This window comes from Anaerosolibacter sp. (assembly GCF_029240175.1).
Classification (GTDB): domain Bacteria; phylum Bacillota; class Clostridia; order Peptostreptococcales; family Thermotaleaceae; genus Anaerosolibacter.
Genome location: NZ_JARBTM010000004.1, coordinates 40,967 through 64,294 on the forward strand (window position 1 = coordinate 40,967; position 23,328 = coordinate 64,294).

The 23,328-nt window shown below is 31.8% G+C and carries 22 protein-coding genes; 17 read left to right on the plus strand and 5 right to left on the minus strand.

Translation table 11 applies throughout. The annotated features are described in order from the left end of the window. Window positions 1-47: 47 nt before the first annotated feature. On the minus strand, window positions 48-299 hold the full coding sequence (locus tag K0R93_RS03315; protein WP_300297530.1) for a DUF5659 domain-containing protein: 252 nt from the start codon (window positions 297-299) through the stop codon (window positions 48-50). Window positions 300-600: 301 nt separating this feature from the next. Here K0R93_RS03315 and K0R93_RS03320 point away from each other — a divergent pair, with 301 nt between their 5' ends. The 14 genes from K0R93_RS03320 (at window position 601) to K0R93_RS03385 (ending at window position 14,669) form a co-directional block, all read left to right on the plus strand. Then, complete coding sequence (locus K0R93_RS03320) at window positions 601-1,695, plus strand: HNH endonuclease (RefSeq protein WP_300297533.1); 1,095 nt, start codon at window positions 601-603, stop codon at window positions 1,693-1,695. Further along, a complete protein-coding gene (locus K0R93_RS03325; protein WP_300297536.1) occupies window positions 1,667-4,294 on the plus strand; it encodes a UvrD-helicase domain-containing protein in 2,628 nt (875 codons plus the stop codon). Before K0R93_RS03320 ends, K0R93_RS03325 begins: the two co-directional genes overlap by 29 nt. Window positions 4,295-4,521: 227 nt before the next feature. Beyond that, window positions 4,522-5,880, plus strand: a complete 1,359-nt coding sequence (locus K0R93_RS03330; protein ID WP_300297539.1) for a tetratricopeptide repeat protein — start codon at window positions 4,522-4,524, stop codon at window positions 5,878-5,880. Window positions 5,881-6,467: 587 nt separating this feature from the next. After that, window positions 6,468-7,190: a hypothetical protein gene (locus K0R93_RS03335; protein ID WP_300297541.1), complete on the plus strand. Its 723-nt coding sequence runs from the start codon at window positions 6,468-6,470 to the stop codon at window positions 7,188-7,190. 35 nt (window positions 7,191-7,225) lie between these two features. Next, window positions 7,226-7,528 carry a hypothetical protein gene (locus K0R93_RS03340; RefSeq protein WP_300297543.1) on the plus strand — a complete coding sequence of 101 codons (303 nt, stop codon included), beginning with the start codon at window positions 7,226-7,228 and terminating at the stop codon, window positions 7,526-7,528. Between the two features lie 33 nt (window positions 7,529-7,561). Further along, a complete protein-coding gene (locus K0R93_RS03345; protein ID WP_300297546.1) occupies window positions 7,562-7,882 on the plus strand; it encodes a nucleoside triphosphate pyrophosphohydrolase in 321 nt (106 codons plus the stop codon). A gap of 48 nt (window positions 7,883-7,930) precedes the next feature. Next, window positions 7,931-8,269 carry a low molecular weight protein tyrosine phosphatase family protein gene (locus K0R93_RS03350; RefSeq protein ID WP_330684999.1) on the plus strand — a complete coding sequence of 113 codons (339 nt, stop codon included), beginning with the start codon at window positions 7,931-7,933 and terminating at the stop codon, window positions 8,267-8,269. Window positions 8,270-8,442: 173 nt separating this feature from the next. Then, on the plus strand, window positions 8,443-8,793 hold the full coding sequence (locus K0R93_RS03355) for a hypothetical protein (protein ID WP_300297551.1): 351 nt from the start codon (window positions 8,443-8,445) through the stop codon (window positions 8,791-8,793). A gap of 53 nt (window positions 8,794-8,846) precedes the next feature. Continuing rightward, a complete protein-coding gene (locus K0R93_RS03360) occupies window positions 8,847-9,524 on the plus strand; it encodes a hypothetical protein (protein WP_300297554.1) in 678 nt (225 codons plus the stop codon). 92 nt (window positions 9,525-9,616) lie between these two features. Continuing rightward, a complete protein-coding gene (locus K0R93_RS03365) occupies window positions 9,617-10,330 on the plus strand; it encodes a DUF6709 family protein (RefSeq protein ID WP_300297556.1) in 714 nt (237 codons plus the stop codon). Between the two features lie 252 nt (window positions 10,331-10,582). Further along, complete coding sequence (locus tag K0R93_RS03370; protein ID WP_300297559.1) at window positions 10,583-11,302, plus strand: hypothetical protein; 720 nt, start codon at window positions 10,583-10,585, stop codon at window positions 11,300-11,302. Continuing rightward, a complete protein-coding gene (locus K0R93_RS03375; protein ID WP_300297562.1) occupies window positions 11,295-12,359 on the plus strand; it encodes a radical SAM/SPASM domain-containing protein in 1,065 nt (354 codons plus the stop codon). The genes K0R93_RS03370 and K0R93_RS03375 overlap by 8 nt, the downstream gene beginning before the upstream one ends. Beyond that, window positions 12,325-13,479 (plus strand): uracil-DNA glycosylase family protein, encoded by a 1,155-nt coding sequence (locus K0R93_RS03380; protein WP_300297564.1) that lies wholly within the window; start codon window positions 12,325-12,327, stop codon window positions 13,477-13,479. Before K0R93_RS03375 ends, K0R93_RS03380 begins: the two co-directional genes overlap by 35 nt. 131 nt (window positions 13,480-13,610) lie before the next feature. Further along, window positions 13,611-14,669, plus strand: a complete 1,059-nt coding sequence (locus tag K0R93_RS03385; protein WP_300297566.1) for a Shedu anti-phage system protein SduA domain-containing protein — start codon at window positions 13,611-13,613, stop codon at window positions 14,667-14,669. A 334-nt stretch (window positions 14,670-15,003) separates the two neighbouring features. Here the strand turns inward: K0R93_RS03385 and istB are convergent, their stop codons facing one another. Together istB and istA are read right to left on the minus strand one after the other, a co-directional pair. Next, window positions 15,004-15,747, minus strand: coding sequence for an IS21-like element helper ATPase IstB (gene istB, locus K0R93_RS03390; protein ID WP_300297571.1), 744 nt, complete (start codon window positions 15,745-15,747; stop codon window positions 15,004-15,006). Further along, window positions 15,744-17,159 (minus strand): IS21 family transposase, encoded by a 1,416-nt coding sequence (gene istA, locus K0R93_RS03395; protein ID WP_300297573.1) that lies wholly within the window; start codon window positions 17,157-17,159, stop codon window positions 15,744-15,746. Before istA ends, istB begins: the two co-directional genes overlap by 4 nt. 159 nt (window positions 17,160-17,318) lie before the next feature. Here istA and K0R93_RS03400 point away from each other — a divergent pair, with 159 nt between their 5' ends. The 3 genes from K0R93_RS03400 to K0R93_RS03410 all read left to right on the plus strand — a co-directional run bounded on the left by K0R93_RS03400 (window position 17,319) and on the right by K0R93_RS03410 (window position 21,416). After that, a complete protein-coding gene (locus K0R93_RS03400) occupies window positions 17,319-18,248 on the plus strand; it encodes a hypothetical protein (protein ID WP_300297576.1) in 930 nt (309 codons plus the stop codon). A gap of 530 nt (window positions 18,249-18,778) precedes the next feature. After that, window positions 18,779-19,492, plus strand: coding sequence for a hypothetical protein (locus K0R93_RS03405; protein ID WP_300297578.1), 714 nt, complete (start codon window positions 18,779-18,781; stop codon window positions 19,490-19,492). A gap of 346 nt (window positions 19,493-19,838) precedes the next feature. Continuing rightward, on the plus strand, window positions 19,839-21,416 hold the full coding sequence (locus K0R93_RS03410; protein ID WP_300297580.1) for a hypothetical protein: 1,578 nt from the start codon (window positions 19,839-19,841) through the stop codon (window positions 21,414-21,416). A gap of 648 nt (window positions 21,417-22,064) precedes the next feature. On the opposite strand, the gene dut is transcribed toward K0R93_RS03410, so the two are convergent. Next, window positions 22,065-22,493: a dUTP diphosphatase gene (dut, locus tag K0R93_RS03415; RefSeq protein ID WP_300297583.1), complete on the minus strand. Its 429-nt coding sequence runs from the start codon at window positions 22,491-22,493 to the stop codon at window positions 22,065-22,067. Window positions 22,494-22,497: 4 nt separating this feature from the next. Further along, entirely contained in the window at window positions 22,498-23,322 is an 825-nt protein-coding gene (locus K0R93_RS03420; RefSeq protein WP_300297586.1) for a hypothetical protein, read from the minus strand. Window positions 23,323-23,328 lie beyond the last annotated feature (6 nt).

Here is a 23,328-nt window from a genome sequence, read left to right on the forward strand (position 1 = left end):
CTTCAACTTTTGAATTTAAGTTGAAAGATGAGAGCTGAGAGAAGGAGCTAGGAGATTTTCTGCATGGAGAGCAGTGTTTTAACACGTCTTTCTGCAGCTTGATAGTCTCCAATATTAATTATCTTGGATTTATTTGTAAAGGCCAAGATAGAATCATTAAGCTGGCTTGTAACCTCAAAGAATACTAGGCTGCGATTGCGTTCAGGATCCTTCTGAACTTTTTTTATTTCATGGCCACTGGCTACAAGAAATACCATAAGGTCTTTATCCGTTATTTGTATCAGTTTATTATGCTGCATATAATCACCCCAAATATTGAAAAATAGTTAGCTTTAGTATATTGATTTTAGGTTAGAAATTAAAAGTTCATAATTCTTCACTAGACACGATAGGAGATAAATAGCTTGTTGAAGTGGTTAAATACTAGATATTTCTTAAAATAACATAGAACGTATGTTCTGTACGTATAAAGTAATCTAGACTACAATAAAAAATATTAATCATGACAAATTAAGACAAAAAAACCACTTTAAAAGCAATAAAATAGAAATAAAGCAGTTATTTGCCCAAACAGTACTTTGATTAATAAGGAGTGGGATGATGATTCCTAAAAACATAAGTCGTGAACATATAATTAAAGCTATCAAAGAAATAGATGTATCTGGAACTCCCGAGCTGAGAAACTCAACAAAATATGATCTTTTGTACATGGGTAAAAAATACCCGCCAAAGTATGTAATCTCAATAGCAAATAAGTATGTGAATGGAAATGAATTAATCGCTAAAAAGTTTACTGGAGGAGACGCAACAAACGACTTTCTTATAAAATTAGGATTTGAAGTTGTTCCTAAGAACAGAACAGTAAGTAGATTTCCTATTGAGTCAAGTTCTTGGACTATATTATCGGAACTTGTATTTATTAAAGAAATGGACAGATCATCTTTTTTACATAATGGAACTGGGATACCCATAGATATAAGAGAATATTTTAGTATTGGGGAAATAACAAAAGGTGAAAGGAAACCTGTTATCTTAAAACATAAAGATATCACATACCCCGCAGTTATTGAGATAGACAACCAAGAAAATCCTAGAACAAGATTGATGTGGAAATCGGAGTTTTCTAACTTAATAAAGAATGAGCTACCGGATTGGTATTACAGATTTACTAACGCTGAAGAGATAAATGCAGAGGATGAGAGACCTAAAATGAGGTTAGAAAAAGTTAATCCGCACGATATTACATTTACTGTTCAGTTCATAAATCCGACCGCAATTTATGAAGATATACAAACTGAGAAAGATGACACGCTTACTTCAAGAGTGGAAGGCGGAGTTAAGACTTATTTCGTAAAGAAATATGAACGTGATACTAAAAATCGGGAAAAAGCTATTGCAATACATGGGACTGTTTGTAAAGCGTGTGGCTTTGACTTTGAAAAAATATATGGAGAACACGGAAGAGGGTATATTGAGATTCATCATAAAACACCGTTAAGTACTTTAGAAGAAGAAATCAAAATAGATCCGGAAACTGATTTAATACCTGTTTGCTCAAACTGTCATAGAATGATCCATAGAAACAAAGATAAGGTGTTAAGCATTGAAGAGATAAAGGAAATACTCTTATCTACGCAAGATAGATATGTTGATTTAGGAGGAATCTATGATAACCCGCATATTAAACACAATTGATGGTCTAAATGGCAACAAATTATCATCTAGTAATAAGCTTACTTATGAGAAAATAAATGAGGCCATTCAACATGCAGGAATGCTAGAAGAATATTTTAGAGGTCAAACCAAGTATCTTGACTATAATTTTGAACTAGAACACAAAGAAAGAATAAAAGAAACCTTAGATACATTTAGAAGTATTAAAAGTGATCTAGGGTTTCTAGACTATCTATTTGATACTTTCTGTGTAAAAGGTAGTCTTAATAAGACGGTGAAAGATAACATTCGATTCCTACAAAATATTGACATAGGCGAAAAGAGAAAGCTTACCAATAAAGAGTTTATTGAATATCAAAAATCAAAGTTTTCCTATATATTTAATAATGTTGAGAATAGACAGCTAGATGCACGACAACAAGAATGCATTATTAAAGATGAAATAAATAATCTAGTAGTTGCTGGTGCAGGGTCAGGAAAGACTACTACAATTGTTGGGAAAGTAAAGTATCTTATCAATGTATTAGGATATTCACCTAAAGATATACTTGTAATTTCATTTACCAATAAGTCTGCCAACGAAATGAAGAGTCGGATTGAGAAATCCATTAATTGCAATGATATTAACGCTATGACATTTCATAAATTAGGTCTAGAGATTATCAAAGAGGTTGAGGGTCAACAACCAACGATAACAAGGATTGACTTTTCCCGTTTTGTTCATGAAACCATCAATGAGCTGTTAAGTAAGGAAGAATACAAAAATAAGTTTAATAAGTTTTTTATAGAATATCTTGCGGAATACAAAAGTCAATTCGAATTTAGGACATTAGGAGAGTATGTTAATTATCTTGCAGATAAAAAGTTACAAACATTGGACGGGAAAAGGCTGAGAAGTCTAGAAGAAATAGAAATTGGAAATTTTCTTTTCAAGAATGGTATTAAATATGAATATGAAAAAAAGTATCCTAATATACAAGAAAACTATAATCCGGATTTCTACCTAAGCGATTATGACATCTATATCGAGCATTTTGGAATTGATAGAGATGGGAATGTGCCGCCGTTTTTTACTGGCAAAAATGGTAAGAGTGCAAAGACTGTGTATAACGAAGGAATTGCATGGAAAAGAAACATACATATTGAAAATGAAACAACATTAATAGAAACTTATTCTTATGAAAAGTTTGAGGGAGATTTACTTGATAATCTTAAGAGCAAATTAACTAGACATGGGGTCGAACTCAATCCGAAATCAAGTACTGAAGTATTTTCTATGATTCAAAAAGAGAATAAGAATGAATTAACCGTCTTTATTAAATTAATTTCAGGATTTATAAGCTATATGAGAGGCAATGATGTTACACTATCAAGTATTCAAGAAAGAGTACAGAAATTTAAATTCGCTTTTCAAAGGAATAGGGTGAATTTATTTTTAGAATTAATAACGCCTATTATTAAAAAATATGAGGACGAATTGAAAGAAAGAAATGAAATTGATTTCAGTGATATGATTAATATTGCTACCAGGTATGTAGATAGTAGTAAATACATATCTCCTTATAAGTATATAATTATAGACGAATATCAGGATATTTCACTTAATAGACTTAGGCTTATTAAAGGATTGAAGAATCAAACAGGTGCGAAACTATTCTGTGTTGGTGATGACTGGCAAAGTATATTCAAATTTACTGGCAGCGAAGTCTCCTTGTTTACCCAATTTGAAAAGCATCTAGGATATACTGAAATAAGCAAGATAGAAAAGACTTTTAGGTACAATCAAAGGATAGTCAAAATAAGTAGCGAATTCATTCAGAAGAATAAGGTTCAGTTCAAGAAAGATGTGCAAAGTATTAGTTACCAGAAAGAGTTAGGAAAAGAAATGGATAGTCATGGTAGTGCTGGAGCAAATAAAAAAGAGATAGAAAGACTGGCACTACAAAGTGTATTAGATGTGAAAAAATCAGTTCATTTTATTTATGGAAGTAATGAATATGAGCTGAAGGATCATCTACAGGATATTTTAAGGAATATGCCTAATAAAGCTAATGTTTTATTGCTGGGTAGATATACATTTGATATCAATGAATTCTCAGGCGGTAAAATGAAAGAAACAGGACGTAACGGTATTAAGTTTTATGATAGAAGCGATTTGACAATTGAATTTATGACAGCCCATTCTTCTAAGGGATTAGAAGCAGATTATGTAATTATTCTAAATAACAAGAATGGCAAACTCGGTTTCCCAAGTAATATCGAAGATGACTCTGTTTACAATGTGTTAAGGCAAGAAGAGGAGAGTTTCCCTTATGCAGAAGAGAGAAGGCTATTCTATGTTGCATTAACAAGAACCAAGAACAGTGTTTATCTACTAATAAATAAGTACGAGAAATCAATATTTATTAAAGAATTAGAAAAAGATTATGGGTTTTCTGATCTACAGCATAGTCAAGAGAGTGGATTTGTTGAACCCAATTGTCCGACTTGCGGGGCAAAAATGAAATATATTAATACAGGACCATATGATCCTTTCTTTGGATGCAAAAATTACCCATATTGTAATGAAAAGAAGAGGATTAGAAACAAAACAAAAAATAATAGGATGAGCAAAAATTGATTTTTTCATTTAGGAGCTTATCGTAGTTAGAGTATTGAAAAAATATATTAAAAGGAGTGCTTGTGGACTTTTTTATAAATTATTACCCTCTGCGACAAAGTTAGACAAAAAAACAATTACATTAATATTAAAATCATAGTGTGAGAAAGTTATTTCCTAAAATAAGATCTATAGTCAATTTTGTAGTATACGAGTTGAAATTTAAACTAATGAAAGAGGGTTAAATAATGGCTAAATATGTTCTCATCTGGATAGCTACGTTTATTACAATTTTTAATGTAGATTTAATGAAAATAGAGAAGTTAAAAGAATTAAAAAAGAAAAGATATTTTATACCCATGACGTTTCTGATTGTAACTAGTTTAGTGGTTGTATTAGCGTATTCTGATAATAAAAGCAGTAACGCGATAGCTACAAAAAGCGATATAAGTATGCTAGAATCACGAATAGAAGAACTAAGAAGTCAAATTGAAAGCAAAGTAAATAACAATTTTCAGAATGACAAGGGTGTTATCTGGAATATTGATGGGATTCAGCATTCCGATGATATTGAAGTGTTAGAAAGTCTTAATAAAATATTGTATTTATATTCTGAAAACAGATATATTGAGGCTATACAAGAGATAGAAAAAGGTCAAACTCTTGTAATGGATCCAATAACTAAAATTGACTTTTTCAATATCTCTGCAAACATATATTATTGTATTGGCGACTTTATGAATGCAAAGGAATTCTATATAACTGCGCTCAATACTTCAAATAGAAATAATTTGCCAGAAAATCTTAAAGATACTATTAAGATTACTCAAGCTGCTATATACGGAAATCTTGGCATAACATTCTATAAGCTAGGAAATACTCACCAGGCCATTGAAAATATATCAAAATCAATAGAACTAAACGAAGAATTTGCTAATAAAAAGGATGTTGCTGGTTCATATAATAATTTAGCACATATTTATAGAGATGCGGGGAATTTAGAGTATGCTCTTAATGCATATAACTCAGCACTTGAGATCTTTGAGGAAATTGGTAATAAGAAGGGGATTATTACGACTAAAACCAACATTGGGATGATATATAAAGATTTTAATCAAATAGATCAGGCTATTGATTTCTCCTCAAGAGCGTATAAATATCTCAAAGAAAATTATACTGAAATTGATGAAGCTACTAGGCTAGAGGCAAGTATTCTAAATCATTTGTCTCTCATGTATCGCGATAATCACGATTATGATCAGGCTGAAAATTATTCGAAGGCTGCATTGGATATAGCATCGAAGTATAACTTTATCGATATTAAGGGAAATGTTCTTAATAACATTGGAATACTACATATGTGCAAGAATGAGTATGACGAAGCTTTAACTTTTTTTAATGAATCACTTTTGATTCATCAGAACAATAAAAATAGACAAAGTGAAGGGAATGCAATGGTTAATATAGGAATTGTTTACTATGAGCAAAGGAAAATGGACCTAGCAAAAGATTATATTACGAAAGGATATTCGATATTTGATGAAATTGGATATGAAATTGGTAAGCAAACAGCTCTACAGTATTTAGAAATCCTCAAGGATATATAGAAATTAAATATGAAATAAAGTTTAATAATAAAGGGATTTTAGTCCAGGACAATTATTTTGATAAGACGTAAAAATTCTATGGGTGAGTAAAAATGAGCTCTTATTTGGCATAGCGAACATTACTGCTAGATAGGAGTCTTTTTATGACAACTTAAATAAAAAGGAATAGCAAAGCAGCACTTATAGCGTTGATTTTGTAAAATATTTACACTTAACGACAAGATTAGACAAACGCAAAAGAATTTTAGTAATAAAATTATTTGTAGTGATGTTAAACATAGATACTTTTTATGAATGCTAGCAATAATAGCTTTGTGTTTAATAAATCTGTATGTTGAAGGAGATGGGAAAATGGCAGAAGAAGCATTAGAAATGTCCAATTCATCAGCAAAATTGAGTTAATTAAGACTAGGATTGAAAATGGACATGACATGGAAAACAAACAAAGACAGATAATTAGATTTGAATTAAAAAAGCTCGTATCAATTGAATTAAAGTCTCAAAGTAATTCATTTTTAAAAAAGATGAGGTCTTTATTCTAATACATAATTGTTCAAAAATAAGAGTTAAGTTAAGGGGGGAACATATTGAATCTCGGCATTGAAATTATAAAACAGATATTAACAAGCGACATCATTGGATGGGGTATAGGTGTAGCTGGTGCTGTCTTTGGTTATTTAGCTATACACAATATGCAACTTACAATTGAAAGACATAATATCATAAATGACGTAGAACAGCAGATAAATGAATTATTCTCAAAGGAGATAGCGAAGTCAAATAGGGGTATCAAAGAAGGTAAGCTAGAGCAGGTAACTGTAAGAACTGTGTTGCATGATAAATCAAAGTGGGTTCACGATGGAAAAATAGAGGCATTAATCGAAAATGGACAAAGATATATACAAATCAGGACTGAAACAGAATCAGATCCTTATGTAGAATATATCTCAACACAAGCCTTACATGAGTCAATGATTTGGTTTCGGAGAGTTCATAAATTATACTGTGATGGGATTCTAAAGCCAATTGATTTAGCGGATATGTGGAGAGAGATATTACCATTTGGTGCATCAGGGAGATTAGAGTTTTATTCGTCATATTTTGACAAAAGTGATATTAGATCGATAATATTTGTTGTAATGAACACTGCTATAAGTTGTAAAACGTTAAAGAGAAATAGTGCTATGGAGTATTTTAAGGAACATTACTATAAGAATCCTGGCATAGAAGAATATTACCGTGAAAATATCAGTCTTTCTATAAAACATAAAAGACAAAGAGATAGCTTTTTTAATAGCATTAAAATCTAGCAAAATAAGGATGAGTACAAAGGAGGGGGATAGTAATGAGCATAGAGAAGCAATTTACCAAAGATATGATTGAAATTTATCATAGAGCGGACAAGGAATGTGGTTATAGAGCCACAAGATTCTTACAAGTGGTTGGGGAAAAAGGTGGAGTAGCAGCTGCTAAAAGCCTTATTAGTAAAAGTGGCGGTACTGATGGATTTGCAAAGCTTTGGGAATTGAGAAGGTTAGACCTATCTGTAGAAGCTCTAGTTCTGAGGGAAGAGTATTCTGAGCTATTTACACAGCAAGAAAAAGATTTATGTAAAAGTAGACTTAAAGATTATGGATATAATATCTGACTTGAGATAGTTGATCGGGGATGTAGAGATAGTATGAAAAAAGAGATTGTCTATAACAAATTAGTAAGGGATAGAATTCCTGAGATTATTGAGAAAGAGAATAAAGTACATGCTATACATACAGCAACAGATGAGGAGTATATCAGCCAGTTATATGAAAAGGTAATTGAAGAATTAAATGAATTTAAAGAGAATCCATCAGAAGAGGAAATGGCTGATATTTTAGAAGTTCTAGCAGCTATAAGTAGTTACTTCCGACTTGATGAAGATACAATCCAGCAAGTACGAGAAAAGAAAAATGAAAAAAGAGGTAAATTTGACAAGAGAATAATCTTGGAGAAGGTAATTGAGTAATAACTTGATCTATAGGATATAGTACACCTAAAATTTGATTTGTGGATGGTGAAGAATATTAAAATATTATTTGTATGTAGCAGAAACAAATGGCGCAGCCTAACTGCTGAAAAAATATTTCATGGATTTAATGACTATGATGTAAGATCCGCAGGAACAGAGGATAATGCTCGTATTAAGGTGAGCAACGGTCATATAGGTTGGGCAGACTTGATCTTTGTTATGGAGAAAAAGCATTTAAGAAGGTTACAAGCTAAATTCGGTGATATGACTTCTAGTAAGAAGGTCATATGTCTGGATATTTCTGATGATTATCAATTCATGGACGATGAGTTAATTGCGATTCTTAAATCGCGAGTATCTGAATATATTCAGGTCCCGGAGTAGGTGATAATAGGTAATATTTAAGGGTATATCGTCATTAAAATTTAGTGCGTAAGGCACTATTTTTTATTCTATTTACAAAAAATGACAATGCTATTCTCGATAATAAGATAAAATGTAATCAATGATTATATGGAATAACGAAAATATTAGTTAACTAATTCCAGGAGGATGACATGATAACAAAAAAGAAATTTAACATTATCAAATGGATAGCAGGGGTTGGCATCCTGGCAGTTATGTTTATTGTTTTTACCCAGGGTATGAGTGAGGAAATGCCGGCGGAAGAAAAAGTCTTTCTAGATGAAGTCTTAAGTCAAATTACTCAACATAGTACTAGAACAGACGTAACGAACATTTTAGGAGAACCTTCAAGAGATATGGGATTAAAAGTTAATTGGATAGTTACAATCGAAGGTAATGAAGATAGAATAGGTGTTTATTTTTCGCCGACTACAGGAAAGGCAACAAGAATTAATTTTGATGGTGGGCCGGGTAGATTTTATTATAGAAGAGATTTCGAGTAGGTAAATGGAACAGAAAATAGTAAAATCAGAAAAATCGTGGGAGACGATAAAACATGAACGAGAGGAAAAAACATCTTAAAACGAGGTTTTCCCAGCTAAAAGATGAATATCTTATAAAAATTATAAAAGTTGATTATGAAGAATATGAAGATGATGCTATCAAACTAGTAAAGGAAGAACTAGATAGTAGGGGGATAGACTATACTGATGCATCAGTATGTGAAACAATGATAGTCAATGAGCAGCCGCGCAGATTTAGCTTCCGAGATGAGATGTTTAAGAAAAAACATCTTAACTCTACTATACTTTTGGGAATCTGGGTACTTTACATAGTTATATACTCATTAATAACCAATTTTTACGCTGACGACTACAGGTTTTTAATTGAATTATTTTTATATTCAGTTTTGCTTATTGGCTATGACATGGTTATTTTCTATCATATAAGGGAGGAGGATATTCCCCTTAAAAATACAACTGTGCTTCTATTTAGTCTTTGGCTTATGTATTTGATAATAAGCTTTTTGTTTGGAGCTAGGCTAATGGTTATTGCATACCTGCTATGGCCATTTATACCTGTGCTGAGTGTTATAATAGCCAATCAATATATGAAAAGGCATAATAGGGGAAATCTGCCAATCTCAAAAAGTCTTTGGAGTTCATTTATGCATGAAATAAGAATGTCAATCATAGTGTATATTGCTCTGTATGTTAGTTTTGTAATTCGATAATAAAGTCTACTAAGTTTTATGATGAGATCATAAAAAATTGTTAAGACGTGAAATAGAATTCCTATAAGAAAATTTCTTGAGAGAGGGCTTTTATGAAGAAAGAATTTATAGATCTACAGGTTAAAAGAACAAGACGGAATATTATTATTTTCTTAGCATTACTAATACTATTCACAATCCTTATTACATTCAAAAGAGGATTGGGTTTTATGATAGGAGGCATTTTATTATTTGCGTTCATAATGCATCCTGTTAGATTTGTAACTAGCCTGAAGAATTTTAAAATGCACTCTGTAAATAAAGCTATTTCCGTATATGGTAGATTTTATGAGGTAGAGCAAAAGATAAACAATGAATTATTAAAGGAAAACTCTGTACAATATGGCAATGTAATAATAACTGATTCATGGATTCTGAAGATTAATACATTCAGCCTAGATATCATAAATCTAGCTGATGTGGTTTGGGTATACAATGATGTTACATTGCATGAACAAGGTGCTATAATACCAGGTGCAGCTATTCCAGCGGGAGAAATGGGAAAGACCTTTGCAATAATTATTAATTCTAAGAATCCTATTCGTCCAACCACTAGAATTAGTATAAGTCATTTTAGTAATATGGATGACAGTAAAGAAGCAGAATTAGCGGGTATAGAGAAAAAACAGCGTATGTGGAACATCCTTGGAGAATTACAACGAAGATGTCCTCATGCTATTTTTGGATATACCAAAGAACTTGATAAAATGTGGAAAGTGGATAAAAATAGATTTATTGAAGAAGTAAAATTGGGAGCAATGAGGTAAGATCCTCAAAGAAATATAAACAGTTTAGTTATGAGACTGTAAAAAATTTTGTGGGTAAGTAAGATAGAAGTTCTTTATATGAAAATGCTATGTAAAAATTAAAGTTTGGACTTATGTTACTCTTTTGTAAAAAATTTACTTTAACCGACAAGATTTTACAAAAAATTCAAGAAAAAAATTATAAAATCTGAATATAATCAAGTTTGTCTTCTAGTTTGGAAAACATTTGATCTTATAAAGGGGGAGTGGGTGATGACATACTTAATTCAAAGTAGGGATATTTCATCAGCATGGTTAGAAGCGACAAGATATATTTTAGCCGAGAGAGCAAGCGAGTGTAATAATTTATTAGTCGAAATTGAGGATCCGCTCAATGCGACATCTTCTATTCAAGATGCATATTGCGCATTTTGTGAAAGTATGGAGATAAAACGATTTAGCGTGCCTGCGGCTACTATTTTTCCAAGAAATGCATATATAAGAACTCGACAAGATAGACCAAGACTATATGAAACATATGAAAGAAGATTACATGATATTCTTAAGGGAAGATGGGGTTGCTATTTTGGTCAGATGATAAACTGGAATAGTGGAGATTCAATAAGTATAAATCAGATAGAGAACATAATTAATAGAATAAATTCACGAACGAGAATACATAAGGCTGCATATACAATTCAAATTACAGATCCACATAAACATTCCGGGTATGTGAGAGGTGGCCCTTGTTTACAATATATTTTACTGCAGTTAAGTAACGAAAGAGTTATGGATATGTTAGCTGTATATAGAAGTCATGATTTTGCAGTTAAAGCATATGGAAACTATGTTGGGTTAGGCCACCTACTAGAATTTATTTGCAATGAAACTAATTTTACTGTAGGGAAGTTGGCATGTATATCATCTCATGCTTATATTGATTCTCAATACAGAAGTGGACTAAGAGTATTATGTGGAGGCAATAATGATTAAAAACGCTAATAATTTACATGAAATCAAAATTGAGGTTACACAGAAATGCCCGTTGAATTGCATGCATTGTTCAAGCGAAGCGAATATTAGCAAAATAAGAAAACTAACTGAAGAATCCGTAGCTAGTTTATTAAATGAAGCTAGTAAAATGGGCGTAAATAGTGTTGTCTTTTCTGGAGGAGAACCTCTAGAATGGGAACCTCTTATTCGAAGTTTAAAACTTTGTTCAAACTTGGGTATAGATACTTCTGTATATACGACATGTTTTAATTTTTATCTGGATGAAAGCCTATTTTATGAATTTATTAATTCGGGAATTAGGAATGTTGTTGTTAGTCTCTTTGGTGCGAATGCAAAAGAACACGAAAAAATTACTCGAATACATGGAAGCTTTGATAAAACAATTGCTGGGATAAAGAAACTTAAAGAGAATGATATCAACATTGGTGTACATTTCGTTGCAATGAGACCAAATTGGAGACAATTAGCAGGAGTAGTGTCTTTAATCGAGGAATTAAGAGTTAAGAAGATAAGTATATTAAGGTTTGTTCCCCATGGACGAGGTGAAATAGTTAAAGATGTCTATAATTTAAATAGAGATGAGCTTAAAGAACTTAAAAAAGAAATATTAAGGCTAAGGGAGAATAAAGAAGTAATGATAAGGCTAGGTTCACCCTTTAACATATTATCCGTAGATAGTCATGTTGACTGTCTAGCTGGTATTGATAAAATAATAATAGGCTCAGACGGGTTAGTGTATCCATGTGATGCTTTTAAGAATGTTACATACGAGGGACGGTTGGGATCGATATATGAAGGGTCTTTATCTGAGATATGGAATGAGTCAGAATATCTTAATGATGTAAGAAAAATGATTCATTTAGGTCTAGGGCCCGTGTGTTCTCAATGTAAAAACTGTTCACTCTGCAAAGGCGGTTGCCTTGCACAAAAAATAATCAGATTAAATGAAAAAACAGATGTTCCAGATCCTGATTGTTTAGAAGGAAAAGGTGGGAAAGGTTATGGAGATGTTGAGCAAATTAGATTCGAAATATAAAATTGATACAGATAATAGAGAAAAGCTTTTTGAAAAGCTAGTTGATTCTATTGAAAATTGCAGACTTTGTCCAGAAATGGAATGTAGGGCAAAAGTCTTAAGTGAAAACAACGGTAATATTTATTCTAATGTATTGTTTGTTGCAGAAGCACCTGGCCGTCTTGGTGCAGACCGAACTATGATCCCCTTGTTTGGCGATCAGTCTGGGGTTAATTTTCAAAAATTAATCGATACTATAGGATGGACAAGAGAAGATTTCTTTATCACAAATGCTGTTCTTTGTAATCCAAGAGATGAGAAAGGTAATAATGCTACACCATCTAAAGAACTGTTAAGGAATTGCTCAATATACCTTGAAATCTTAATCAGTATAATGCAGCCAGAGTATATAATTACTTTAGGACAGAAAGCATTGGAATCGCTAAGAACCTTGTATGATATTGATATAAGCCTAAAGCGTGATGTAAGAAAAATGCTAAATTGGAATGGGTATAATTTAATTCCTCTGTATCATACAAGTCCTAGAGCAATGATGCATAGAAATTTCTATAATCAGTTGGCAGACTTTTACTGGATACATAATAATGTAAAAATTAAAGCAAAAACATGGGAGAAATTGAAAGAGGTGCAGCTTAAAAAAAGAGTTTCAAAGGTCGATAGTATCCAAACTAAGCTACAAAAACTAGTATTAGAAATATTAGGGCAAACTAATCAGTTAACCGAATTTAAATTAACTAAGCTCTTATATTTAATTGATTATAATTCACTAAGAGAAAGAGGAAAGTTGGTTACAAACTCTTATTATATTAGATCATATAATGGGCCTATTCCGGTGGGGCTAGATAAACAATTAGAGCAATTATATCATCAAGGTATGGTTTCCAAAAAGGGCAAGTTAGTTTATCTAAAAAGTAAAGATGTTGATAACACTTTTAAATCAGACGAAAGAGAAATTATTAATAAAGTTCTCAATACATATACATTTAAAAGTGACGAAGAGATTAAGACAAGTGCATACTTAACTGCACCAATGAAAAGAATTCTTAGAGCTGAGAAAAAGGATAACAGTTCTATGTTGCATAAACCTGTATTTTCAGAGGAAGATTTTATAAAATTATAAAAATGCTACTAAAATAATCTACTTAGAGTGCTTCTTGCACTCTTTTAACATATTTCAATATAAATTTCTGTTATAATTCAGGATGTTAAGTCATTAGCTTTTTTATTTATATTATAAAAGAGGAGAGTAGTATGGATTACCTGAAAAATTTGATTAAAAGAATGAATGAACTGGCAGATCATAATAATGCAAAAAGCATTGATGATTTAATTAAATTGTTAGTTAATCGCGAAGACCGATATTCAGATGACAAACACATTATCCCTGTTTACGCTTCGAGACTATTACTGATCTATAAATGTGATGGGATTGAGGTTCTCGCAAAATTGTTTGGAAATTTAGAAGGTCCTATTTATAACAATGCAGTTTTAAACACAATATATTATGCTTCACGTAAAGAATATACATACATACCATTTATGGAAACGCCTTTTTTGCCCCAACCTGTGCAAGAAAAGATACGCAAAATGAATATGCTTTATGATTTAAAATATCCAGAGATAACTGATGAGATGGCTGAATTATCAAGAAGAAAATTTACAGACATTGTTTTACAAGTAAAGTCTGACTACAATATTTTTAATTATTTTTCTCATTTTATATATATGAATAATATTTATAGTGTAGATGAGAGATTTTCAAAAGATATATTCAATAGTTTTAGAGAAGCAACATTACAGATTAATAGTAGAGTAATCCAAGATTTTAAATCTTTACTTGACAAAAATGAAAGAGAAGAGAGCTATCAAACTTATCTTGGTAAGTTTCCTGTTATGCTAGAACCTTTAGCTAAGGAAGTATTAACAAAACAAAAACTTGGATTAGAATATATTACTGATTTTGTTATAAGAAAATATGATAACACATATATAATTGTTGAAATTGAAAAGCCATCTACTAGAATTTTTAATAAGAACAATGATTTTTCTTCTGAATTCACACATGCATTAGGGCAAGTAATCGATTTTCAGGAATGGATTGAAAGCAATATTGCATATGCTAATAGGATAATGCCTGATATTATTACGCCAGAGGGCATGCTTATAATTGGCAGAAGTGATAACCTTACTAACCAACAAATAAGAAAATTAAATAGACTTAATGTAAATCTGAGAGGAAAAATAAAGATACTTACATTTAATGATATTTTAGATAATGCAATTAAATTGTATGAAAATATTATTTCATAAAGAAAAAGAAACTATAAAATATTATAGCAGTGAGTGAGATAAAAACTCCTATTTGTATAGACACCACTATCCGATAGGAGTTTTTCATATCAGATTAAAAAATTATGGCTTAATGTACTTTTTTTATTCTTCTGACAGAATACGACAACATTTCCTATTCTGATTAGCTAAAATAAAAATTAAATAGTAGATTCATGGTATAAGAATATCTCAAGTGTGTGACAATGGAGTAGTAGTGTGAATGTCAATGAATTTTTGAGCCAGTCGCTCATGAAATTCTGAGCCATTTTGATCATGAAAAAGTGAGCCATATGCTCACCAATTTCTGAGCCAGTTACTTTGTTTTCTTATGCAATCGATAGGAAGCACCATTCATGTTTAAGATGGCTGAACGGTACGTGATCCTATCGATTAGTGCTGACGTAAGCATTGTATCTGGGAAAAATTCTTCCCATTTTGAAAACTCTAGGTTTGTCGTTAAGATAATACTTCCACGTTCTGATCGTTCAGAAATCACCTGAAACAAAAGCTCTGATTGTGCTTTGTTAAAGGAAAGATAGGATAATTCATCAAGAATCAGAAGGTCAATTCGATTAAGTTGCTTAAGAAGCCTGCTAAGCTTATGCTGGGTTTCAGCTTCGCCTAGTTGTATAGCTAGATTGGCAGCTGTGGAAAAAAGAACATCATAACCTTTATGGCAAGCTTTCATCCCCAGGGCTATCGCCAAGTGGGTCTTGCCAGTACCGGGATTACCGATCATAATGATATTTTGCTTTTTATCAATGTAATCACAAGCAGAAAGCTCCCATATCACATTAGGAGGTATATGCTCAAGCCTGCTAGAATCGAATTCATCTAAGGTTTTTTCAAAGGGGAACTTGGCTGATTTAATACGTCTTCGCTGTTGGTTTGCCTGTCGGCTGTTGTATTCAGTATCTAAGATTTTAAGCAGAAATTCTTCATAAGTATCCTGCTTATCCTGGGATACTCTAAGTATTTGCTCATAGCCTCTTAGGGTAGGTAATCGTAGGGATTTAGCATAAAGAAGGATCTGTGCATTTATCGGAGATGGATTCATGCCCTAGACACCTCCCTAATTAGCTGATCATAGATGGATAAATCCACTTTCTTAACTGCAGGTCCCTTAAGGGGTATTGGTGCTGATGCTATGTCACCAGTCTGATGCGTAGATTCATTTACAGAACTAAAACTTTCTTTCAGGAATTCTACTGCCTTTTTATGCCCTTCGGGAAGTTTCATAAAGGCATCTAACACTTCCGAAGGAATATGGTTTTTTACTGGCTCAGCATTAAATACCGATCTAGGACGTTTTTCAATTAAGGGCATGTAGTGGGCAAGCTCATAGATTTTCTGATGAGAGTCATAACATCTATCATGACATGCTATGAGGCTTCCTTTGTAATAGATCTCAACTACAGCACCCTTTGCTTTAATGGTAACTTCTTTTCCTACATAGTGGCAAGGAACTGAGTATCTATTGGTTTGGTAGATCACCTGACACATCGTATTTACTCTAGTGTAAATGCTTTGACTAACATCAAAGATGTAGGGTGGAAGAGGACGTAAAGACTGCTTGTCTAGTAAGAACTTTTCACCAACTGACTCCTTTTCTCCTCGAATCCTGTGTTTTAAATACTCGCGGCAGCGATGGGTAAGGAGAGTGTTCAGCTCATCTAGAGAATTAACTCTAGGCATCGGAACAAAGGCATTTCTACGGATAAAGCCGACCAATCCTTCTACAAGTCCTTTCTCATGACCACTTGAAGGATTACAGTAGGCTGTTTCAAAGGCATAATGAGCTTTTAGTGCTTTGTACCTTGGATTTTCTTTAGTAACATAAGCGCCTAATCCCTCCCTAACAGCTACCTTTGCATTATCAAAGACGATCTTTCTAGGTACACCGCTGAAGAATTCAAAGGCATGGATGTGACCTTCTAGGAAACATTCTTCATTCTCAGCAAAGAAGGCTCTTACATGGAATGAAGCACTGTGGCATAGTCGGACACAGAAGATTTTGACCTTAACTTTTTTACCCTGATAGTAAATCCAAGCACTACCCCAATCCACTTGTGCTGCTTCACCTGGATCAAAGGATAAAGGGATATATGCCTTGTTTTCAAGGGAACGTAACTCCCTGACTACACGGCGAATAGTGGATTCACCACCTGTAAAATCCATCTCATCAACTAGACGGTGATAGATTCGGGCTGCAGTATGTTTCTGCTTCTTAATACCTTCCACTTCATCCTGTTGTAAGCATGATTTGATGAAGTGGATAACATCATCGGAGACAACCTTGTTCGTGCGATCACTGTAAGGTTTTCTCACCCAAGGCACATGGTTTCCATTACAGTATTTAGCTACAGTATTACGAGAGATATTAAGTCTTCTAGCAATCTCTCTTTGGGAGCAACCCTCCGATTCAAACATTTTTCGGATTTGATCATAAATATCCAAATCTATCTTCACGCCTTTCTCACCTCTGTATCATAGTCTAATAATTCTATGATACAGGTTAATTTGGAGTGGCTCAAAAATTCATGATCATTTAGCCGAAAAATGGCTCACTTTTATATTAGCGTTTATATATCGTAATGTTTTTGAAAATAGTTAAGTGGAGGTAAACATATGAATATTTTAGAATCAACAATATTATCAGGGTTAGCTTGGGATGGAATAAAGAAATTTGGGAACTTAACCGGAGCATATATAAAAAAAGGACTAAGCGAGTGGATTCTTGATGAAAAATCATACAAGATTATTGCTGATAAAGTAAATAATATGCCTAAAGAATATAAGAAAAGTCAAAAGTTTTTAGAAGCCGCTATTGATGATGATGATGAACTACAAGATATACTTAAGTCGGCCAGACAAGCACTTACCTTTGTTCAAAGTGATATAGGCAATAATATAAGTAGAAGTAATGTCATAAATGGAATGAATAATACGATAAACAATACTGTAAATAATTACAACTCAAATACCAAAAAAGAAGCTGACGTTAGAATTATTGATATTGTTATTGATAGTGATAGTGATGAAAGATACCCGGTTTTAGATGTAAAGCTTAGAAATGCTGGAGATGAAGTGGCGTTTCTAAAAAAGGTTTCGTTTAATATTTCCGATTATTTTGAAATGATTAATCCTCAAATCACTCATTTCGAAAGAATAGAAGCAACACATACATATGATATATTATTATCGGGACTAGATAATAAGGTTTACTCACTTTCTCAATCAATACTACCGAATGGTGTAGATCGATTTAGAATTAGATTAGCAAATACTTTTGGAGATCCAATTATGCCTGCAATATACAAATTTAGCATCTCTATTCTGTATAATGAAAATAATTTATGTGTAAAATCTGAAGATATGATAATTCCAATACCTAGCACTGAAGCATGCAATGGTTATTATGTTAGTGATCTTTCAAGAGAAAATGCAAAGATTAATTACCAAAATTTAAAAAGATTTAATCGAGATACATCATTAAAAAGTGAACATTTCCAAGATATTTTTGATAGTTATCAAAAAAATGAAAGTGATTTTTTATAAACTCTATAAGTCAAAAGAAAAGGTAAGTTTTAGTATAAGGTACATGCCTGATAAATGCAGGACTTAATTGGACCTGTTAAGAAGTTGGTATAAACCTGCAGAAGACCATACATATGATTAAGAACGAGGAGGGATTAGAATCTCCCCTCGAAATGTAGCTTAATGTCCAGTCATTGGGACTGTAAAATATTTTATAGGTGAGCGAAATTGAACTCCTATCTGGCATAAAACAATCCCTACCAGATAGGAGTCTCCCTATGGCAGCTTTAAAAATAGTGCTTAAAGCACTATTTTTTTATTTTCCATGACAGAATACGACAATATTTCTGTTTTGGACAAGTTAGAATAGAAATTAATAGAAAGGTATGTAACAAAGAGAAAAAGTAGGGCTTCTTGCTATCTAAATTATTAAGGCGAAGGTACTTTCCAGATTAGTATAGATGTGCTTTAGTATTATAGAGATATAAGATCATTTTATTATGGTCTTGATCTGATGGATTTATTTTACTAGGAAAGAAGGGGGATTTAACATGGTAAAAATTCTTGGTGGAGATTTGAAAGACTTTCCAGACTTAATTGTAAATAACATAGATATAGGGTTGCTTGATAAACAACCAATTCCTTATTTAAGCTATAATGGGTCATATTATATAGAGTCTACAGGAAATACTCCTAAAATTCAAATTGGAGAATTAACAGAAATTATTGAAGAGGTTATATTTTCAACAACTATAGAACTGCGTCCTTCTGGCAAAAGTTCATATTATCCACATAACATAGAAGAAAGATGTCTGATAACTAGAGAGTCAGGATCTTCAGATCCTAAAAAATGGACTTCAAATACAAGAGTGTCTCTCCTTAGAGTAAAGAATAATTCGATATATTTATGGAGCCCTACTTTAGAAGAAATTTTTTTAGCTTTTAGAAAAAATTTTAAACCTGAGCATTTATCAACGATCAAATTAATTAACAATCAACTAGGTGTATCAACGGATTTTTCTGTATCTAGATTTATTAATTATAATAACCTCGACTTTTTTGCTGTTGATGTAGATAGTCTTAATGAATGGATTTCACTAAAAACTTACTTCAGTTTAATTAAACATATCTTAATTTCTGAAGATATACGATATCCTAAAGGATCACATTTCGGGCGAAATTATACTGTCACGGCGTTAATCGATTTTATCAATAATAAACTGGATTTCGAAACTATAAAAGAAAGGTATCAGCTTCATGACTAATAATATAAAATGAATCACTCCAAAAGGCAGGAGTTAGCAAACCATATTATTAATTGAAACTAAATTATTATCTGTGGGCAGATGATATAAGAAACTCCTTTTAACCAAGAATTAGAAATGATACTAAATCAGATAGGAGTCTTTCATATCAGCATTGTATTTTGTACCGAGAGTATTATTTTTCACGAAACAATACGGCAACATTTTTTCCGGGACAAGATAGAATGAAATTATTAAAATTGATGTGAGAAAGTTTAAATACGCTCGACTTTAGAGATTTGAAGGTCCTATCTATCAAATCGGACAGAGGTCATCTTATTGAATATTATTGATCTGGAGGTAAAATATGAATTGTATTGATAATGGAATGCATTCTTTTAAGAAATCTCTAAATAAACTATTTGAATTAGATAGAGTAAAAGATGATGATTTAGAGTTCTATCTTAAAGATATAATTCTTGACTTACATCATTCACTAGAAATTTTATGCAAATATTTGGTAGAGAAAAAGAGTAAATATTTTGTCTATGAAGATATATTTAAAGCTTTTGAAAAAGAGCTAAATATTAAATTAAATAACAATAAAAACAATAATGAATTACAAACGATTAAGTTCATAGATGCTATTAACAGGGTACTGATACTATATAACCAAGATATTGATGAGCACACTTATGGAATGTTTAAGGAGTTAAATAAGTGGAGAAATGCATTAAGCCATTATGAAGTAACAATTAAGAGAATCGAAGTTGAATTTTTGATTTCAAGCGTACTACCTATCATAATAAATATATTTTCTAAGAATATCAGTGAATTTAATGATTTTGTCAAAATTAGTGAAGTACAAAATAATATAGAAAATATATACCATAAAAGAAATGTTTGGAGATTAACTTCGATAATTGATTTGATTTCAAGATATAAAGATTGCGAAATCTGTACAGATACATTCAATAACAAAGATAAGATTTCCTTAATTGATAAAAACGATATAAAAATTATAGAACTGATAGGGTATGATCATTATCATTATTTTTCTTTATATGATTTTTTAGTTGAGCAGCTAGATAAACTTATTCTTACAAATCATTCTGACCAGTTATTAGATTCAATTATTACAAATGACAAAACAAAGTTTTTTTTAAAAACTAGATCAAATATTATTGAGAATATTGTTATAGACATTTTGCACAGTAAAATTATTTATTCAATTCACTTCTTTATTAAATGCAGTGATTTAACGTGCGATGAAATCGCAAAAAATCATGATCATGTGACTAAAGTATTTAGAGAGCTGAATCGAGCATCACAATTAAAAATAGTAACAAGCTTTACGGAAGTAAAACACAAAATTTCAGCAATTCAAAGTGTAATAGATAAATATGAAAGTTTTTTGAATAAAACAAGAGAGTTCAGATATGACAGTATTAAATATAATCACTGGGCTAAAAAACAATTCGGTGAGATTAGCTTTTCGTGGTCATATAAAAAATGTGTTGATTTGATAGATAAAATTATGAGTGAATGCCAATGGACAAACATTAGAAAAAAAGAAATGTATAACTTAAAGCAAGAAGCTGAAAAGTTAGAGTGTAAGGAAGAACATATAGATGAAATGTTACAAAAAATAGCAGCCGAAGTTACATGTGGAGATGTGACAAATCAAATAATATGTGCAAGCTTAATGGCTGATTGGGGCACAATAGATGGAATAGAATTATGCGAACCAGATATTAGCTATATAATTGTTGAGGGACATAGGAAATATTATGTGATTTTTGATTGTCATTTATCTTGCACGCGATATTTCGAAGGTGATTTTCATTATAATGGTAGTTATGATGTTTGTGTTGGAGCAAGCGTTAGTATTAACTTAATTAATAGTGAACCAACTTTAAGTAATATTGAATTACTAATGAAATAGTACCATTATGTCAACATCAGATTATTTTTGACCGTAATGACGGTTTAAAACTGACCACCTGTCAGTAAGAAACACCGGACTTTACAAATTGATTATTCCTGAGTTGCTTTATCCAAGATGAGGAGAGACTATATCTAATTTTGTAGGTGGGTTTCCATAATCCATTTTTCTAAGCTTATTAAAACGAGAGACTATCAAGGTTAAATTGATCGAAAAATCTGACCTTGATAGTCTCTTAATTTTTAAAGAGCTTAGTAGTTAAGAGGGTTATGGATAATTATGGTCTACCAAAAACCCATAAATTTATTTCACTTCTATCCAAGCCTACAGGATTATTCGCTTTCCTGAATAATGAGGGCTATGATCATTATGATTCTGTCTAATCTAATCTATTTCAAATAAAGTTGTGGCTATGTAGCATCTGAGCTTTTAGCTTATTTGCTAATGCATCGTTGGTTTTGCTGTTTTTTTATCTGAGATTAACAAAAACTATATTGTTTTTCATACCTCATTCATATGATTTTCTAAAATCCAAGAATTTAATTTAGCTCTACATTCTTTATTACTGAAAGAATTATTTTTTCGGAAATAGGTATAGTACTATCGGAAATAGGTATAGTACTAAATGAAGCACCTAATATTAAATTACTACAAGCCAGTTGATCCAAAGCCACCAGAACCTCGTTCTGAATCTGTTAGCTTTTCGACCTGTTCAACTTGCACTTTTATGATAGGTTTGATAACCATTTGAGCTATTTTCATTCCCTCAGTTACTATAAATTCATCGGTTCCATGATTTATTATTATTATACCAATTTCCCCTCTATATCCCTCATCAATAGTTCCAGGGGTATTTAAGACAGTAATCCCATTTTTTAAAGCCAATCCACTTCTAGGACGAATTTGTGCTTCTGTATTATGTGGCAGTTGTATTTTTATCCCAGTATGAATCAGCTTGATTTCACCAGGAGTTATAGTGGTATTATCGATTGAAAATAAATCAAGTCCGGCATCTCCTGGATGCGCATAGCTAGGTAATTGAGCTTTTTCATTAATCTTCTCAATATATAGTTTCATACTTTTATTCTCCCTTCAGATAGTTTTTTATTATTTCTTCAATTGAAGTGATAATTGGACTAACAAATCCTACTAAAGCAATAATATAAGGCATATATTTGTCATCTAGTTTGTTTTTATAACTTAGATAAACGAAAACACTCACAATAGCAATACTTAAGGCAATCGATATAAACTTAAGAATAAGGAAATGACCGGAGCGGTCTCTATTCTTGACATAATTTTTTACTATATCAATTAATGACTGTTTATTAGTCCGCCATGGTTGATTCTTCCACTCTTCAATTTTTGAAATTATAGCATCTTTTGTTTCTTCAGGCAAGTCATATTTAAACTCTGTGATGTTCATATTTGTAATATCACTTCTAAACGGTTGATTGTCATGCAATAATTTTGTAGAGCTTGGCATTTTATGAAGCATAATTGAGGCAAAAGTTTCTCCAACAGAAATATATTGATCTTGCTTTGAATGATTATGAACTGCGATTAACGATGTGCCAAAGAATAAAGGGTCTAAGGTAGTTCCAATATGTGATAATCCTTTAGAAACTAATTTGACTTTGGAATGATATGTACCACATATGTCTTTAGTAACAAAGATACTCTCTTCAGTTTGTATTAAAGCAGTTTCACCAGCAGGTATTTGTATTTTGCCTTTTTCGTTAATGAGAAGCTCATTTTCTGAAGCGGAAAATGCATACATGCTAGCTGTTAGATTATAGGTAGAACCTTTTAAATTTTCAACATAAAAAGGATAGATGAAAATTTTCTTGCCTAGCAAACTTTTAATCTGTCTATCGCATAACACTCCAGTCTTTAACCATGGCATGGTATC